13 protein-coding genes are annotated in these 14,834 nt (G+C 73.4%); 9 read left to right on the top strand and 4 right to left on the bottom strand.

From position 1 onward, the window contains the following. The first annotated feature begins 49 nt into the window (after positions 1-49). The gene (locus ACZ6S8_RS27585; RefSeq protein ID WP_469460125.1) at positions 50-973 is read left to right on the top strand and encodes an ROK family protein; all 924 of its coding nucleotides are present in this window, start codon (positions 50-52) and stop codon (positions 971-973) included. 73 nt (positions 974-1,046) lie between these two features. Here ACZ6S8_RS27585 and ACZ6S8_RS27580 read toward each other — a convergent pair whose 3' ends face one another. Continuing rightward, positions 1,047-2,042, bottom strand: a complete 996-nt coding sequence (locus ACZ6S8_RS27580; protein WP_469460091.1) for a TAXI family TRAP transporter solute-binding subunit — start codon at positions 2,040-2,042, stop codon at positions 1,047-1,049. A gap of 221 nt (positions 2,043-2,263) precedes the next feature. Between ACZ6S8_RS27580 and miaB the strand changes: the two genes are divergently transcribed. Next, positions 2,264-3,787: a tRNA (N6-isopentenyl adenosine(37)-C2)-methylthiotransferase MiaB gene (miaB, locus tag ACZ6S8_RS27575; protein WP_469460090.1), complete on the top strand. Its 1,524-nt coding sequence runs from the start codon at positions 2,264-2,266 to the stop codon at positions 3,785-3,787. A gap of 150 nt (positions 3,788-3,937) precedes the next feature. Then, positions 3,938-4,645, top strand: coding sequence for a class III extradiol ring-cleavage dioxygenase family protein (locus ACZ6S8_RS27570; RefSeq protein WP_469460089.1), 708 nt, complete (start codon positions 3,938-3,940; stop codon positions 4,643-4,645). 79 nt (positions 4,646-4,724) lie between these two features. On the opposite strand, the gene ACZ6S8_RS27565 is transcribed toward ACZ6S8_RS27570, so the two are convergent. Next, the gene (locus ACZ6S8_RS27565; RefSeq protein WP_267723876.1) at positions 4,725-4,970 is read right to left on the bottom strand and encodes an antitoxin; all 246 of its coding nucleotides are present in this window, start codon (positions 4,968-4,970) and stop codon (positions 4,725-4,727) included. 22 nt (positions 4,971-4,992) lie between these two features. Further along, positions 4,993-5,211, bottom strand: coding sequence for a gliding motility protein (locus ACZ6S8_RS27560; RefSeq protein ID WP_469460088.1), 219 nt, complete (start codon positions 5,209-5,211; stop codon positions 4,993-4,995). A gap of 164 nt (positions 5,212-5,375) precedes the next feature. Here ACZ6S8_RS27560 and miaA point away from each other — a divergent pair, with 164 nt between their 5' ends. The 6 genes from miaA to hflX all read left to right on the top strand — a co-directional run bounded on the left by miaA (position 5,376) and on the right by hflX (position 13,373). Beyond that, the gene (miaA, locus tag ACZ6S8_RS27555; protein WP_469460087.1) at positions 5,376-6,314 is read left to right on the top strand and encodes a tRNA (adenosine(37)-N6)-dimethylallyltransferase MiaA; all 939 of its coding nucleotides are present in this window, start codon (positions 5,376-5,378) and stop codon (positions 6,312-6,314) included. A 132-nt stretch (positions 6,315-6,446) separates the two neighbouring features. Then, on the top strand, positions 6,447-6,968 hold the full coding sequence (locus tag ACZ6S8_RS27550; protein WP_469460124.1) for a hypothetical protein: 522 nt from the start codon (positions 6,447-6,449) through the stop codon (positions 6,966-6,968). 108 nt (positions 6,969-7,076) lie between these two features. Continuing rightward, complete coding sequence (gene dapF, locus ACZ6S8_RS27545) at positions 7,077-7,952, top strand: diaminopimelate epimerase (RefSeq protein ID WP_469460086.1); 876 nt, start codon at positions 7,077-7,079, stop codon at positions 7,950-7,952. A gap of 140 nt (positions 7,953-8,092) precedes the next feature. Continuing rightward, positions 8,093-10,174: a RelA/SpoT family protein gene (locus ACZ6S8_RS27540; protein ID WP_469460085.1), complete on the top strand. Its 2,082-nt coding sequence runs from the start codon at positions 8,093-8,095 to the stop codon at positions 10,172-10,174. A gap of 87 nt (positions 10,175-10,261) precedes the next feature. Continuing rightward, a complete protein-coding gene (locus ACZ6S8_RS27535) occupies positions 10,262-11,707 on the top strand; it encodes a M1 family metallopeptidase (protein ID WP_469460084.1) in 1,446 nt (481 codons plus the stop codon). A gap of 160 nt (positions 11,708-11,867) precedes the next feature. Next, a complete protein-coding gene (gene hflX, locus ACZ6S8_RS27530; RefSeq protein ID WP_469460083.1) occupies positions 11,868-13,373 on the top strand; it encodes a GTPase HflX in 1,506 nt (501 codons plus the stop codon). 139 nt (positions 13,374-13,512) lie between these two features. Here hflX and ACZ6S8_RS27525 read toward each other — a convergent pair whose 3' ends face one another. Next, on the bottom strand, positions 13,513-14,682 hold the full coding sequence (locus ACZ6S8_RS27525) for a trypsin-like serine peptidase (RefSeq protein ID WP_469460082.1): 1,170 nt from the start codon (positions 14,680-14,682) through the stop codon (positions 13,513-13,515). Positions 14,683-14,834: the final 152 nt, after the last annotated feature.

Genomic DNA, 14,834 nt, shown 5'->3' with positions numbered 1-14,834 from the left:
CGCCCCCTTCCCCGCGCCGCGGGCCGGCGCCCAGGCGTCCGGACCGACCGTGGCGATCGACATCGGCGGCACGAAGATCGCCGGTGCGCTCGTGCACCCCGACGGCACGATGACGGCCGCCACCCGGCGCCCGACCCCGCGCGGCACCGACGCGGAAGCCGTCATGGCGGCGGTGACCGAGGTGATCGCCGACCTGTCCGGCTCCGCGCTGTGGCCCTCGGCGGTCCGCTGCGGGATCGGCAGCGCGGGCCCGGTGGACACCTCCCGGGGCACGGTCAGCCCGGTCAACATCGGGGCGTGGCGGGAGTTCCCGGTCCAGGCCCGCGTCGCGGCCGAACTCGCGGCGCGCGGGACGGACCTGCCCACCGTCCTGGCCGGTGACGGCGTCGCGATGACCGCCGCCGAACACTGGCTCGGCGCCGCCCAGGGACACGCGAACGCGCTCTGCATGGTGGTGTCCACGGGGGTCGGCGGCGGCCTGATCCTCAACAACCAGCTCCACCCCGGACCCACGGGCAACGCGGGCCACATCGGCCACATCAGCGTGGCCTTCGACGGCGAGCGCTGCGCCTGCGGCGGCCACGGCTGCGTCGAGTCGATCGCCTCCGGTACGGCCATCGCCCGCTGGGCCCTGGCCCAGGGCTGGACCCCCGGCGACGACGCCACCGCGGCGGGCGTGGCGGCCGCCGCCGAGGCGGGCGACCCGATCGCGCGCGCCGCCTTCGACCGGGCCGGCCGCGCCCTGGCCGCCGCCATCGCGGCCACCGCGACCCTCGTCGAGACGGACATCGCGGTCATCGGGGGCGGGGTCGCCGCCTCCGGCGACACCCTCTTCGCCCCGATCCGCCACCACCTCGCCGCCTACGCCACGCTCTCCTTCGTCGAGGAGCTGCGGGTGGTCCCGGCGGCCCTGGGGACCGACGCGGGACTGATCGGCGCGGCCGCGGCGGCGACCATGCTGCTGCCCGCCTGAGCCCCGGAGCCGGGTCGCCTGGGGACGGTCCGCGGAGCGCCCTGCCCGGGGGAGGGCCGCGGAGCGCCGCGGGCTACGGCTTGACCGAGCGGTAGTAGCGCCGGGCGCCCTCGTGCAGGTCCAGCGGATCGGTGTAGATCGCCGTGCGCAGGTCCACCAGCTGCGCCGCGTGCACCTCGCGCCCGATCCCGTCGCGGCTGAGGATCACCGTCCGCGTGAACTGCTCGGTGAGCTCCGGGTCCGCCTTCTCCGTGGTCACCAGCAGGTTCGGCACGGCCAGCGTGGCCACCGCGCTGGTGTTCCGGGAGAGCTTGTAGGCGTCCTGCGGCATCACGGCCGCCCGGTAGTACCGGGCCGGACTTCCGCTCGCCTGGAGCTGCTCCACCAGGTCGCCCAGCTGCACGAGCCGGATCTCGAACCGCTCCGACAGCTCGCGCACCGCGTTCGTCGGGAGGCCGCCGGACCAGAAGAAGGCGTCGATCCGGCCCGCCTCCAGCTCGGACGGCATGGTGTCGATCCCTATCGACACCGGGGTGATGTCGCGGCGCGGGTTCAGTTTGGCCGCCGTCAGCAGCCGCTCCGAGATGAGCCGCACCCCCGAACCGTCCTGCCCGACCGCCACCCGCTTGCCGCGCAGGTCACGGGCCGACTGCACGGGGGACCCCGCCGGGACCACCAGCTGCACGTAGTCGTCGTAGAGCCGCGCGACCCCGCGCAGCCAGGCCGCGCCGGGCTTGCCGTCCTGCCGGTACTTGGCGACCGCGTCCGCCGTCGCCACCGTGAAGTCCGCCTCGCCGGAGGCCACCCGCTGGAGGTTCTGCTGGGACCCCTCGCTGGTCTCCAGCCGCACCTTCATCTCGGGCATGTCCTGGCGCAGCTCCTGCTCCAGCAACTGCCCGTAGCGGTGGTAGACCCCGGTACGGACGCCCGTGCTGAACGCCAGCTCGCCCTTGAGCTCCGGCTCCCCGAACGGTTTCAGCCACCACACCAGGACGCCGAGCACGGCCAGGACGGCCACCAGGGCCCGCAGGGCGTGGCGCCTGCTGATCCGGGGCGGTACGAGAGGCATGGCCGCGATCCTGCCACCCGCCCGCCGTCCTGTCACGGCGCGTCCTGCCGCGGCAGCCCCGCACCCCGTCCCCGGCCGCCTCCGCCGCCTCGGCACCGGGCGGAACCACCGCGACGCCCAGGACCTGCTGCTCGTCCTCTCGTCCTCTTCGGCCGCCGCCTCCCCCGGGGCAGCCCGCACGCGGGACCGGAGGGCTCCCGGGTACCGCCTACCCTTGTCGTATGACCAGCAGCAGCGACCGGAGCACGGCAGTGGACGTCAAGGGAACATACGAGGTGCGCACCTACGGGTGCCAGATGAACGTGCACGACTCCGAGCGGCTGTCCGGTCTGCTGGAGGGCGCGGGCTACACGCGCGCCCCCGAAGGCTCCGACGGCGACGCCGACGTGGTCGTGTTCAACACCTGCGCCGTCCGCGAGAACGCCGACAACAAGCTCTACGGCAACCTCGGCCGGCTCGCCCCGATGAAGACCAAGCGCCCCGGCATGCAGATCGCGGTCGGCGGCTGCCTCGCCCAGAAGGACCGCGACACGATCGTCAAGCGGGCCCCCTGGGTCGACGTCGTCTTCGGCACGCACAACATCGGCAAGCTCCCCGTGCTGCTGGAGCGCGCCCGCATCCAGGAAGAGGCGCAGGTCGAGATCGCCGAGTCGCTGGAGGCCTTCCCCTCCACGCTGCCGACCCGCCGCGAGTCCGCCTACGCCGCCTGGGTGTCGATCTCCGTCGGCTGCAACAACACCTGCACCTTCTGCATCGTCCCCGCGCTGCGCGGCAAGGAGGAGGACCGCCGCCCCGGCGACATCCTCGCCGAGGTCGAGGCGCTGGTCGCCGAGGGCGTCTCGGAGATCACCCTCCTCGGACAGAACGTGAACGCGTACGGCTCCGACCTCGGCGACCGCGAGGCGTTCAGCAAGCTGCTGCGCGCCTGCGGGCAGATCGAGGGCCTGGAGCGGGTCCGCTTCACCTCCCCGCACCCGCGCGACTTCACGGACGACGTGATCGCGGCCATGGCCGAGACCCCGAACGTCATGCCGCAGCTGCACATGCCCCTGCAGTCCGGCTCCGACCCGATCCTGAAGGCGATGCGCCGCTCGTACCGGCAGGAGCGGTTCCTCGGCATCATCGAGAAGGTCCGCGCCGCCATCCCGCACGCCGCGATCTCCACCGACATCATCGTGGGCTTCCCCGGCGAGACGGAGGAGGACTTCCAGCAGACGATGCACGCCGTGCGCGAGGCCCGCTTCGCGAACGCGTTCACCTTCCAGTACTCCAAGCGGCCCGGCACCCCCGCCGCCGACATGGACGGGCAGATCCCCAAGGAGGTCGTCCAGGAGCGCTACATGCGGCTGGTCGCGCTCCAGGAGGAGATCTCCTGGGAGGAGAACAAGAAGCAGGTCGGCCGCACCCTCGAGGTCATGGTCGCGGAGGGCGAGGGCCGCAAGGACGGCGCCACCCACCGCCTCTCCGGCCGCGCCCCCGACAACCGCCTGGTGCACTTCACGAAGCCGGACGCGGAGGTCCGCCCCGGCGACGTCGTCACCGTGGACATCACCTACGCCGCCCCCCACCACCTGCTGGCCGAGGGCCCGACGCTGGCCGTGCGCCGCACCCGCGCCGGAGACGCCTGGGAGAAGCGCAACGCCGCCCCGGCCGGTCCGGCGGGCGTCATGCTCGGCATTCCGACCCTGGGCGTTCCGGCGCCGCTGCCGGCCGTGACGTCCGGCTGCGCGGTGCCGCAGGGCTGACGCCCCCGCGTCCGGAACCCGCGTCCGGAACCCGCGTCCGGATCCCGCCGCCGGAACCGCCGGGGAACGCGCCGCCGGGCGGCCGTGACCGTCCGCGTCGCCGGGACGGCCGCCGGGTCCGCCCGGCGGACCCGCGTTAGGCTGCCGATCATGCTTGTTGCCGCCGCTGTCTGCCCCGCCCCGCCGCTGCTCGTGCCCGAGGTGGCGGCGGGCGCCGCCGCCGAACTCGGCGACGCGCGCACCGCCTGCTCCGACGCGCTCGCCGTGCTCGCCGCCTCGCGCCCCGACCTCCTGGTCGTCGTCGGGGCCGCCGACCGGGACCACCGAGGGCCGTACCCGCAGGGGGCCCGCGGCACCTTCCGGGGCTACGGCGTCGAGGCCGGCGTACAGCTCGGAGCCGGTGACGAGGGGCCGCGGCTGCTGCCCCCGTCCCTCGCCGTGGGCGCCTGGCTGCTGGAGCACGCCCGCTGGGGCGCCGCCCCGGTGGAGGGGCTCGGCGTCGCGGAGCCGCTGGACACCGCCGCGTGCCTGGAGGCCGGGGCGGAGCTCGCCGCCCGGGACGCCCGCGTCGCGCTGCTGGTGATGGGCGACGGCAGCGCCTGCAGGACCCTCAAGGCCCCCGGATACCTCGACGAGCGGGCCGCCGCCTTCGACACCGCCGCGGCCCGCGCGCTCGGCGCCGCCGACACCGCCGCGCTCGCCGCCCTCGACGCCGGGCTCGCCGCCGAGCTGCAGGCCGCCGGCCGGGCCCCGTGGCAGGTCCTGGCGGGCGCCGCCGAGGGCGCGGGCCTGGACGGGCGCCTGCTGTACGAGGACGCGCCGTACGGGGTCGGGTACTTCGTCGCCGCCTGGTCCTAGCGGCGTACCGGGTCGGGTTCCGGACGTACGAAAGGGGCGCGCACCGGCCGCAGCCGGTGCGCGCCCCCTCCGGGCCGCGTCAGGGAGTGACCGGCGGCGTCGGCCCGCCGGGAGAGTCCTTGTGCGCGACCTTGCCCAAGGCGTCCTTCGCCTTGCCCGTGCCGTTCGTGATCTGGCCGCTGTACTTGCCCTTGGTCTTGGAGTCGACGGCCTTGGCCACCTTGTCCAGACCCTCGCCGATCTTGCCCTCGTGCTGCTGCGCGAGGGCGCCGACCTTGTCCTTGGCCGGAGCGAGCTTGGCCTTCAGATTGTCCAGCAGACCCATGGGGCACCTTCCGTTGGCGTGGCTACGTACGGGCGCCCTCGCCGGCCTCGCTGTCCGCTGCGACCTCGGCCGACTGCTGCTTCGGAATCTCCACGGCCTCGGCCGGGACCTCCGCTTCCGCAACAGCCGGCGCGGCCTCGGCCGCGTCGGCCGAACCGGACTCCGCAGTCAGGGCCTCGGCCGCGACCTGATCGGTCGCCGCCTCGTCCTTACTGCCGAAAAACCGACGAAAAATGCCCATGTCTACTCCCATAACGCTACTCGTGTGAGTGAAGTTCCGCGGTGACCGGACCGGCCTCACACGGTGGCGCGCCGGGCCGGAACCACGCCAGGGCAACGACTCCGGCCCGGCCCCGTCACGTAGCCCGATCGGGTACATGCCGCCGGGTTTGCGAGACTGGGGCGGTGAGGAAAGCAGCCCCCGCCCCGCGGGTCATCGCCGTCGTAGGTCCCACCGCGGCCGGGAAGTCCGATCTGGGCGTAGCCCTGGCCCGTCATTTCGGCGGTGAAGTCGTCAACGCGGACTCCATGCAGCTGTACCGGGGGATGGACATCGGCACCGCCAAGCTGACGCCGGGGGAGCGCGGCGGCGTCCCGCACCGCCTCCTCGACGTCTGGGACGTCACCGAGACGGCCAGCGTCGCCGAGTACCAGCGCCTGGCCCGCGCCGAGATCGACGCCCTCCTCGCCGAGGGCCGTACGCCGGTCCTCGTCGGCGGCTCCGGCCTGTACGTCCGGGGCGCCCTCGACGCCATGGAGTTCCCCGGCACCGATCCCGAGGTCCGCGCCCGGCTGGAGGAGGAGGCGACGCTCCGCGGCCCCGGCGCCCTGCACGCCCGGCTCGCCGCCGCCGACCCGGCCGCTGCGCAGGCCATCCTGCCGAGCAACGCCCGCCGGATCGTCCGCGCGCTGGAGGTCATCGAGATCACCGGCCGCCCCTTCACCGCGAACCTCCCCGGCCACGAGTCCGTCTACGACACCGTCCAGATCGGCGTCGACGTGGCCCGGCCCGAGCTCGACGAGCGGATCGCGCTGCGCGTGGACCGCATGTGGGAGGACGGCCTGGTCGACGAGGTCCGCGCGCTGGAGGCCCGTGGCCTGCGCGACGGAATCACCGCCTCCAGGGCGCTCGGCTACCAGCAGGTGCTGTCCGCGCTCGCCGGGGAGTGCACCGAGGAAGAGGCGCGGAACGAGACCGTCCGGGCCACCAAGCGCTTCGCGCGCCGCCAGGACTCCTGGTTCCGCAGGGACCCGCGGGTCAACTGGCTCAGCGGGGCCGTTGCCGACCGCGGGGAACTCCCCGGACTCGCGCAGTCGTTGGTCGAACGAGCGGTCACAGCCTGATCACGTGATGGCATCGGGACGCCCCGGGCGCCTGTCGAGGGGCCGGGGGCGTGCCATCATCAAACTCGTGCCGGTGTGGTCATCGGTGCTGAACTGCGGCGTACTGAGTCCGAGTGGGGAGGGCGCGTGGCGATGGAGGCCGGCCCTCGTGACACCGGGCGGGACGACACCCTGCGGGAAGCGGACCCGACGCTCCTGCACCAGCCGGACGGACCTGACGGTCCCGCAGGGCTCGGGCTTCCCGCGGATCCCGCGCGCCTGACCCCGGACGGACCGGACGCCCCGGACCCCGCCGAGGCCGTCGCGGCCGCGGGCCCCGAATTCGAGGTCGAACTGCGTCCGCAGCGCCGCCTGCGCCTGTGGCAGATCGCCCCCATCGTGCTGCTGGCCGCCACCGGCTCGCTGATGTTCGCCTTCCCCCTCGCCTTCGAGTTCGGCGACGGCGGAGCGGTCGTCGCCATGCTGGGCTTCCTCATCAGCTGCTGCGCCGGCGGCTGGGGCATGATGGCCGCCCGCCGCGTCGGCTACACCTGGCCCGGGCTCCCCGCCCGGGGGAGCGGCCGCCGCCCCGACTGGCGCATGGCCGCGCTGTACGCCGTGATCGCGCTGGGCATCGTCGCCCTGGCCGTCTACCGGGTCGCCAGGCTCCGCTAGGCCGTGGGCCCGCCGGAGCCCCGTGTCCGGGCTCCGGCCGGGGAACGCCGTCCGTGCCGCCCGGGAGGGCTTCCGCGGCCCCCACCTGGCCCTCGGTACCATGGGCCGGTGACGCACACCACCCTCTCCTTCCTCAAGGGCCACGGCACCGAGAACGACTTCGTGATCGTCCCGGACCCGGACAACGCCGTCGAGCTGCCCGCGTCCGCGGTCGCCAGGCTCTGCGACCGGCGCGCCGGGATCGGTGCCGACGGCGTGCTCCACGTCGTGCGGTCCGCCGCCCACCCCGAGGCGGCGCACCTGGCCGGCGAGGCGGAGTGGTTCATGGACTACCGCAACAGCGACGGCTCCGTCGCCGAGATGTGCGGCAACGGCGTGCGCGTCTTCGCCCGCTACCTCCAGCATGCGGGCCACGTCGAGCCCGGCGACCTCGCCATCGCCACCCGGGGCGGGGTCAAGCACGTCCACCTCGACAAGACCGGCGACGTCACCGTCTCCATGGGCCGCGCCGAGCTCCCCGCCGGCGAGGTCACCGTCACGGTCGGCGCCACGAGCTGGCCCGCGCGCAACGTGAACATGGGCAACCCGCACGCCGTGGCCTTCGTCGACAGCCTCGACGACGCCGGGAACCTCCTCTCGGCCCCCTCCTTCGCCCCGGTGTCCGCCTACCCGACGGGAGTCAACGTCGAGTTCGTCGTCGACCGCGGCCCCCGGCACGTCGCCATGCGCGTCCACGAGCGCGGCTCCGGCGAGACCCGCTCCTGCGGCACCGGCGCCTGCGCCGTCGCCGTGGCCGCCATCCGCCGCGACGGCGCGGACCCGGCCGCCACCGGCGCGCCGGTCACGTACACCGTCGACCTCCCCGGCGGCACGCTGGTCATCACCGAGCACCCCGACGGGCGGATCGACATGACCGGACCCGCCGTGATCGTCGCCGAGGGCGAGTTCGACCCGGCCTGGCTCACCGAAACGGCTTTCGCCTGAAGCTTCCCTCTAATGGGTGATCCGTTTCACGCTGAGCGAGAGGTGGACTGCGCCACGTGGTGGGGTCGGTAATATCAGGCACCGGCCCTGAGGGCTCACCGCATGCCCGCCACCGCCGGTCGAAGCCGCCGGAGGTGCCCATGAGTGCAGAGGCCACGAACCCCGAAGCACACCCCGAAGCGCGCCCTGAGCTCCGCAGACGCGGCCGGACCAGGCTCGATCTGCGCCGGCTCGGGCGCGCGGCCCTGCTCGGGCCCACGTCCAGGGACCGCCTCCCGGATGCCATCGGGCACGTCGCCGAGGCGCACCGCGCCCATCATCCGGACGCCGATCTGTCCGTATTGCGACGCGCCTACCTGCTCGCGGAGACCTCGCACCGCGGTCAAATGCGCAAGAGCGGTGAGCCGTACATCACACATCCGCTCGCCGTCACCCTGATCCTGGCCGAACTCGGCGCCGAGACCACGACGTTGACGGCGTCGCTCCTCCACGACACCGTCGAGGACACCGACGTGACCCTCGATCAGGTCGGCGAGGAGTTCGGCGACGAGGTCCGCTTCATCGTCGACGGCGTCACCAAGGTCGAGAAGATCGACTACGGCGCCGCCGCGGAGCCCGAGACCTTCCGCAAGATGCTCGTCGCCACCGGCAACGACGTCCGCGTCATGTCCATCAAACTCGCCGACCGTCTGCACAACATGCGGACCCTGGGCGTGATGCGCCCCGAAAAACAGGCCCGCATCGCCAAGGTCACCCGCGACGTGCTCATCCCCCTCGCCGAGCGGCTCGGCGTCCAGGCCCTGAAGACCGAGCTGGAAGACCTCGTCTTCGCGATCCTGCACCCCGAGGAGTACGAGCGCACCCGCGCCCTCATCGCCGCCCACGCAGGCGAGCGCGACCCGCTGCCCGCCATCGCCGACTCCGTACGGTCCGTACTGCGCGACGCCGGCATCGCCGCCGAGGTACAGGTCCGGCCCCGGCACTTCGTCTCCGTGCACCGGATCGCGCTCAAGCGCGGCGAGCTGCGCGGCTCCGACTTCGGCCGCGTCCTCGTCCTCGTCGGCGAGAACGCCGACTGCTACGCGGTGCTGGGCGAGATGCACACCTGCTTCACGCCGGTCGTCTCCGAGTTCAAGGACTTCATCGCCACCCCGAAGTTCAACCTCTACCAGTCCCTGCACACGGCCGTCGCCACGCCCGAGGGCTACGTCGCCGAGGTCATCGTCCGGACCCGGCAGATGCACCGCGTCGCGGAGGCCGGCGTGGTCGCGCTCGGCAATCCGTACACCACCGGCACCCCGCCGGAGGCCGCCGACTGCGACGAGGAGAGGGTCGACCCGACCCGTCCCGGCTGGCTTTCGCGCCTGCTCGACTGGCAGCAGTCCGCGCCCGACCCCGACACCTTCTGGAGCGTCCTGCGCGCCGAACTCGCCCAGGACCGGGAGATCACCGTGTTCCGGGCCGACGGCGGCACCCTGGGCCTGCCCGCCGGGGCCAGCTGTATCGACGCCGCCTACGCCCAGCACGGCGAGGCGGCGCACGGCTGTATCGGCGCCCGGGTCAACGGGCGCCTCACCTCGCTCTCCTCCTCCCTCTCCGACGGGGACACCGTGCAGCTGCTGCTCGCGCACGACGCCTCCTCGGGGCCCGCCGCCGAGTGGCTCGACCACGCGCGGACCCCGGCCGCCCGGATCGCCATCAGCAGCTGGCTCCAGACCCACCCCGACCCGGCCATGGCCACCACTTCGGCCGCCCGCGCGCCGCTGTCCGTGGTCGGCGCCCGGGGCGGCGGGGGCAACGCCGTCGCCGACCTGCCCGACGCCACCGTGCGGCTCGCCGGCTGCTGCACCCCGGTACCGCCCGACGCGGTCGCCGGTTTCGTGGTCCGGGGCGGCGCCGTCACCGTGCACCGCGTGCAGTGCGCCGCCGTCGCGCAGATGCGCGCGGTGGGCCGCACCTCGGTCGCCGTGCACTGGCGGGCCACCGCGGACTGCCGGGTCACGCTGCTCGCCGAATCGTTCGGCCGCCCGCACCTGCTGGCCGACCTGACCGAGGCGATCGCCCGCGAGGGGGTCGAGGTCGTCTCCGCCACCGTCGAACCCCCGGTCGAACAGCGCGTCCGCCACTCGTACACGCTGCAGCTGCCCGACGCCACGGGGCTGGCCGCGCTGATGCGGGCGATGCGGGACGTGCCGGGGGTCTACGACGTCAGCCGGGCGTAGCGGCTTCCCCCACCCGGCCGACCCGTTCGGGTGGCTCCGTCGCGCGCCGTTCGCGGCCGTGCGGCGGGCGCTGGTAAGCGGTGGTGGATGCAGCTCACCTCCCCGCGCCTGCGCGCCGCCCTGCTCGCCGCGGCCTCCCTGACCCTCGTCGCCGCCGTGCTGCCCCCGCCGGCGCCGCTGGGCATCGGCGACCGGCTGTTCCCGGAGCTCGGGAACCCCGGGTACGACGTGCTCTCGTACGACCTGTCCTTCACGTACAAGGACAACCGGACCCCCCTCGACGCCGTCACCGTGATCAATGCCCGGGCCCTGCGGCCGATGGAGCGGATCAACCTGGACTTCACCCACGGGAAGGTGGCCTCCGTCGAGGTCAACGGGGAGCCGGCCCGGTTCGAGAGCGCGGGGGAGGACCTCGTGCTGACCCCCGCGCGGCCGGTGGCGGGCAGCGGGCCGCTGCACATCACCGTCCGGCACACCAGCGACCCGCGCGGACGGGGCGACGGAGGCTGGGTGCCCACCGAGGACGGCCTGGCCATGGCCAACCAGGCCGACGCCGCCCACCGGGTCTTCCCCTGCAACGACCACCCCGCGGACAAGGCGTTCTTCACCTTCCGGATCACCGCCCCGGACGGGCTCACGGCCGTGGCCAACGGCATTCCGGGCGCCCTCCCGGCCCGCCGGGCCGGCTCCGCCACGACCTGGACGTACCGGACCCTGCACCCGATGGCCACCGAGCTGGCCCAGGTGTCGGTCGGCCGCTCCGCCGTCGTCCACAGCACGGGACCGCACGGCCTGCCGCTGCGCGACGTGGTGCCCGCCGCCGACCGGGAGCGGCTGGACCCCTGGCTGAAGAAGACCGCGGGCCACGTCGCGTGGATGGAGAAGCGGGTCGGCCGCTACCCCTTCGAGAACTACGGGGTGCTGATCGCCCGGGCCACCACCGGGTTCGAGCTGGAGACGCAGACCCTCTCCCTGTTCGAGCACAGCCTGTTCTCCGGGGAGGGCTACCCCGACTGGTACGTCGAGGCCGTGATGGTCCACGAGCTGGCCCACCAGTGGTTCGGCGACAGCGTGAGCCCGCGCACCTGGTCAGACCTGTGGCTCAACGAGGGACACGCCACCTGGTACGAGGCGCTGTACGCCGACGGCCTCGGGAAGTACTCCCTGGAGCGGCGCATGCGCGAGGCGTACCAGCGCTCCGACCAGTGGCGGGCCGCGGGCGGCCCCCCGGCCGCCCCGAAGGCCGCCGCCCCCGGCGAGAAGATCGGGCTGTTCCGGCCGGTGGTCTACGACGGCTCCGCCCTCGTCCTGTACGCCCTGCGGCAGGAGATCGGTACCGCGGCCTTCGACCGGATCCAGCGCCGCTGGGTGGCGGAGCACCGGGACGGCGTCGCGGGCACGGCGGACTTCGTACGCCTGGCCTCCCAGGAGGCGGGCCGGGACCTCGAAGCGTTCCTGAAGCCCTGGCTGTACGGCACGACGACCCCGGCGATGCCCGGGCACCCCGAGTGGGGCACCCCGAAAAGCGTGTGACCGGGGTGGAGCGGGCATGTCACCATCGACGGGGTCGTTCGGGGAATCACCCGAAGATGTGACACGTTGAACGTGACAGTGTGCCGTGCAACGTGACGGCACACACGGCGCGCGTTCCACGGGCCGCGGCCGACGCATACGAAATCGACGTAAGGATCCAATGACCTCCTCTTCTTCCCCTTCCCAGGACGCGCGGGACGCACAGGACGTGCCGGACTCGCCGAGCTTCACCGAGAGCCTCCGGGCCGACGCCCTGATGGAAGAGGACGTCGCCTGGAGCCACCAGATCGACGGAGACCGGGACGGCGAGCAGTTCGAGCGCTCCGAGCGCGCGGCCCTGCGCCGCGTCGCCGGCCTCTCCACCGAGCTCGAAGACGTCACCGAGGTCGAGTACCGGCAGCTGCGCCTGGAGCGCGTCGTGCTCGTCGGTGTCTGGACCTCGGGGACGGCGACGGACGCGGACAACTCCCTCGCGGAGCTCGCGGCCCTCGCCGAGACCGCCGGCGCCCTCGTGCTCGACGGCGTGATCCAGCGCCGTGACAAGCCCGACCCGGCCACCTTCATCGGCTCCGGCAAGGCGCGGGAACTGCGCGACATCGTGATGGAGAGCGGGGCCGACACCGTCGTCTGCGACGGCGAGCTCAGCCCCGGCCAGCTCATCGCGCTCGAAGACGTCGTCAAGGTCAAGGTGGTCGACCGGACCGCCCTCATCCTGGACATCTTCGCCCAGCACGCCAAGTCCCGTGAGGGCAAGGCGCAGGTCGCACTCGCGCAGATGCAGTACATGCTTCCGCGCCTGCGCGGCTGGGGCGCCTCGCTGTCCCGGCAGATGGGTGGCGGCGGCGGTGGCGGCATGGCCACCCGCGGCCCCGGTGAGACCAAGATCGAGACCGACCGGCGACGGATCCGCGAGAAGATGGCGAAGATGCGCCGGGAGATCGCGGAGATGAAGACCGGCCGTGACATCAAGCGGCAGGAACGGCGCCGCAACAAGGTGCCCTCGGTCGCCATCGCCGGCTACACCAACGCCGGAAAGTCCTCGCTGCTCAACCGCCTCACGGGCGCGGGCGTGCTGGTGGAGAACGCGCTGTTCGCCACCCTCGACCCGACCGTGCGCCGGGCCGAGACGCCCAGCGGCCGGATCTACACCCTGGCCGACACGGTCGGCTTCGTCCGGCACCTGCCCCACCACCTCGTCGAGGCGTTCCGCTCCACGATGGAGGAGGTCGGCGACGCCGACCTCATCCTGCACATCGTGGACGGCTCGCACCCGGCGCCGGAGGAGCAGCTGGCAGCGGTGCGCGAGGTGATCCGCGAGGTCGGCGCGGTGAACGTGCCCGAGATCGTCGTGATCAACAAGGCGGACGCGGCGGACCCGCTCGTCCTGCAGCGGCTGCTGCGGATCGAGCGCCACTCCCTCGCGGTGTCGGCCCGCACGGGCATGGGCATCGAGGAACTCCTCGCGCTCATCGACACCGAGCTGCCGCGGCCCGAGGTGGAGGTGGAGGCCATGGTGCCGTACACCCTCGGCTCGCTGGTCGCCAAGGCGCACGCCGAGGGCGAGGTGATCTCCGAGGAGCACACCCCGGAGGGCACCCTGCTGAAGGCGCGGGTCCACCCGGAGCTGGCCTCCGACCTGGCGCCGTACGCGCTGGCCAAGCGGTGACGCGTCGGCGGGTGTGACGCGAGAACGGGCGTCCGGCGCGACAACGGCCGTCCGACCTGACAACGGCTGAGGGCCCCCTGCACCGCAGGGGGCCCTCAGCCGTACGTTCACCACGCTGCGGGAGGCACCCGCCCGCCGGCTACTTGAACTTGCCGCTCACCGCGTTGAAGATGCCCTTCGCCTCCGGACCCAGCCGGGGTCCGGCCAGCCAGCCCGCCTTGACCGGGCCGATCGAGGTGTTCGACACCAGCGCCGGCTTGCCGTCCGCGCCGGACGCGATCCAGCCGCCGCCCGAGGAACCGCCGGTCATGGTGCAGCCGATGCGGTACATCACGGGGTCGGCCGCGTTCAGGGACAGCCGGCCCGGCTTGTCCGCGCACTGGTAGGCCTTCTGGCCGTCGAACGGAGCCGCCGCCGGGTATCCCGTGGCGGTGATGCCGGCGACCTTCGGCACGGCCGGGGCGTTGAACTCCACCGGGAGCGCCGAACCGACGGTCTCCTCCAGGGACTTGCCGCTGCCGGCCTCCGGGGTCACGTGGAGCACCGCGAAGTCGTACGGGGCACCCGCGCCGCCGGTCGGGCCGCCGTTCGCGATCCACTGGTCGGAGGTCTGCGCCCAGTCGCTCCACCAGACGCCGAACGGGGCCACCTGCTCGCGGGGCGCGCCCTTGAGCTGCGCGGACGGCTTGCCGGCGTTGTTGTAGGACGGGACGAAGGCGATGTTGCGGTACCAGCCGCCCGCCTTGCCCGCGTGCACGCAGTGGCCCGCGGTCCAGACCATGTTGGACTTGCCGGGACGCGCCGGGTCCTTGACCACGGTCGCGGAGCAGACCATCGAACCCTCGGGCCCGTCGAAGAAGACCTTGCCGGCTTCCGGAACGCTCTTGTGGTACGGCGCGACCGCCGGCTTGGCGGCCACCGCGGCCGGGGCCGGGTCGGTGACGCCCTGGTCCTTGCCCGCGTCCGGATCGACGGACGGGCGCTGCGGCTGCTCGGCGTCACGCATCCGGTCGGAGTCCCACAGACCCTCGATGATCGGGTTGACGTAGTCGCCCGCCTCGCGGAGCCAGTCCTCCCTCTTCCAGTTCTTCCACGCGCCCCCCTTCCACTTCTCCAGGTCGAAGCCGTGCTCCTTGAGCTTTTCCTTGAGGTGGTCCGGGATCTGGATCCCGTCCGTGCTCGGCAGGGTCGCCGCCACGGTCGGCTTGGCGTCGCCGCCGGCCTCCGCGTCGCCGGGGCCGCAGGCCGAGGCGGTCAGCGCGAGCGCGGCCGCGCACAGGATCGCGGTGACCGGTCGGTTCGGTCGCATGTCTTTTCGTCCCCCTGAAGTTCTTTCGAGCGTGGAGTACCGCACCCCACTATGCCGCTGCCGCCCATGACGACACAGCCCGGGGCCGCGGTTCCCGGTGCGCGACCCGTGCCGGGCAAGGATCTTGGGCCCACCCGTGATCCGTCGCCGCC

The organism is Streptomyces sp. NPDC048461, assembly GCF_055587105.1.
The sequence above is the reverse complement of the archived record's forward strand: the minus strand, read 5'-3'. Positions and strand labels throughout refer to the sequence as shown.

What these genes read in the sequence shown, in the direction of transcription:
- ACZ6S8_RS27560 (WP_469460088.1), bottom strand. Translation starts at nt 5,211, where the DNA reads ATGGGCATTTTTCGTCGGTTTTTCGGCAGTAAGGACGAGGCGGCGACC.
- hflX (WP_469460083.1), top strand. Translation starts at nt 11,868, where the DNA reads ATGACCTCCTCTTCTTCCCCTTCCCAGGACGCGCGGGACGCACAGGAC.
- miaB (WP_469460090.1), top strand. Translation starts at nt 2,264, where the DNA reads ATGACCAGCAGCAGCGACCGGAGCACGGCAGTGGACGTCAAGGGAACA.
- ACZ6S8_RS27570 (WP_469460089.1), top strand. Translation starts at nt 3,938, where the DNA reads ATGCTTGTTGCCGCCGCTGTCTGCCCCGCCCCGCCGCTGCTCGTGCCC.
- ACZ6S8_RS27550 (WP_469460124.1), top strand. Translation starts at nt 6,447, where the DNA reads ATGGAGGCCGGCCCTCGTGACACCGGGCGGGACGACACCCTGCGGGAA.
- ACZ6S8_RS27525 (WP_469460082.1), bottom strand. Translation starts at nt 14,682, where the DNA reads ATGCGACCGAACCGACCGGTCACCGCGATCCTGTGCGCGGCCGCGCTC.
- ACZ6S8_RS27535 (WP_469460084.1), top strand. Translation starts at nt 10,262, where the DNA reads ATGCAGCTCACCTCCCCGCGCCTGCGCGCCGCCCTGCTCGCCGCGGCC.
- ACZ6S8_RS27540 (WP_469460085.1), top strand. Translation starts at nt 8,093, where the DNA reads ATGAGTGCAGAGGCCACGAACCCCGAAGCACACCCCGAAGCGCGCCCT.
- ACZ6S8_RS27580 (WP_469460091.1), bottom strand. Translation starts at nt 2,042, where the DNA reads ATGCCTCTCGTACCGCCCCGGATCAGCAGGCGCCACGCCCTGCGGGCC.
- ACZ6S8_RS27565 (WP_267723876.1), bottom strand. Translation starts at nt 4,970, where the DNA reads ATGGGTCTGCTGGACAATCTGAAGGCCAAGCTCGCTCCGGCCAAGGAC.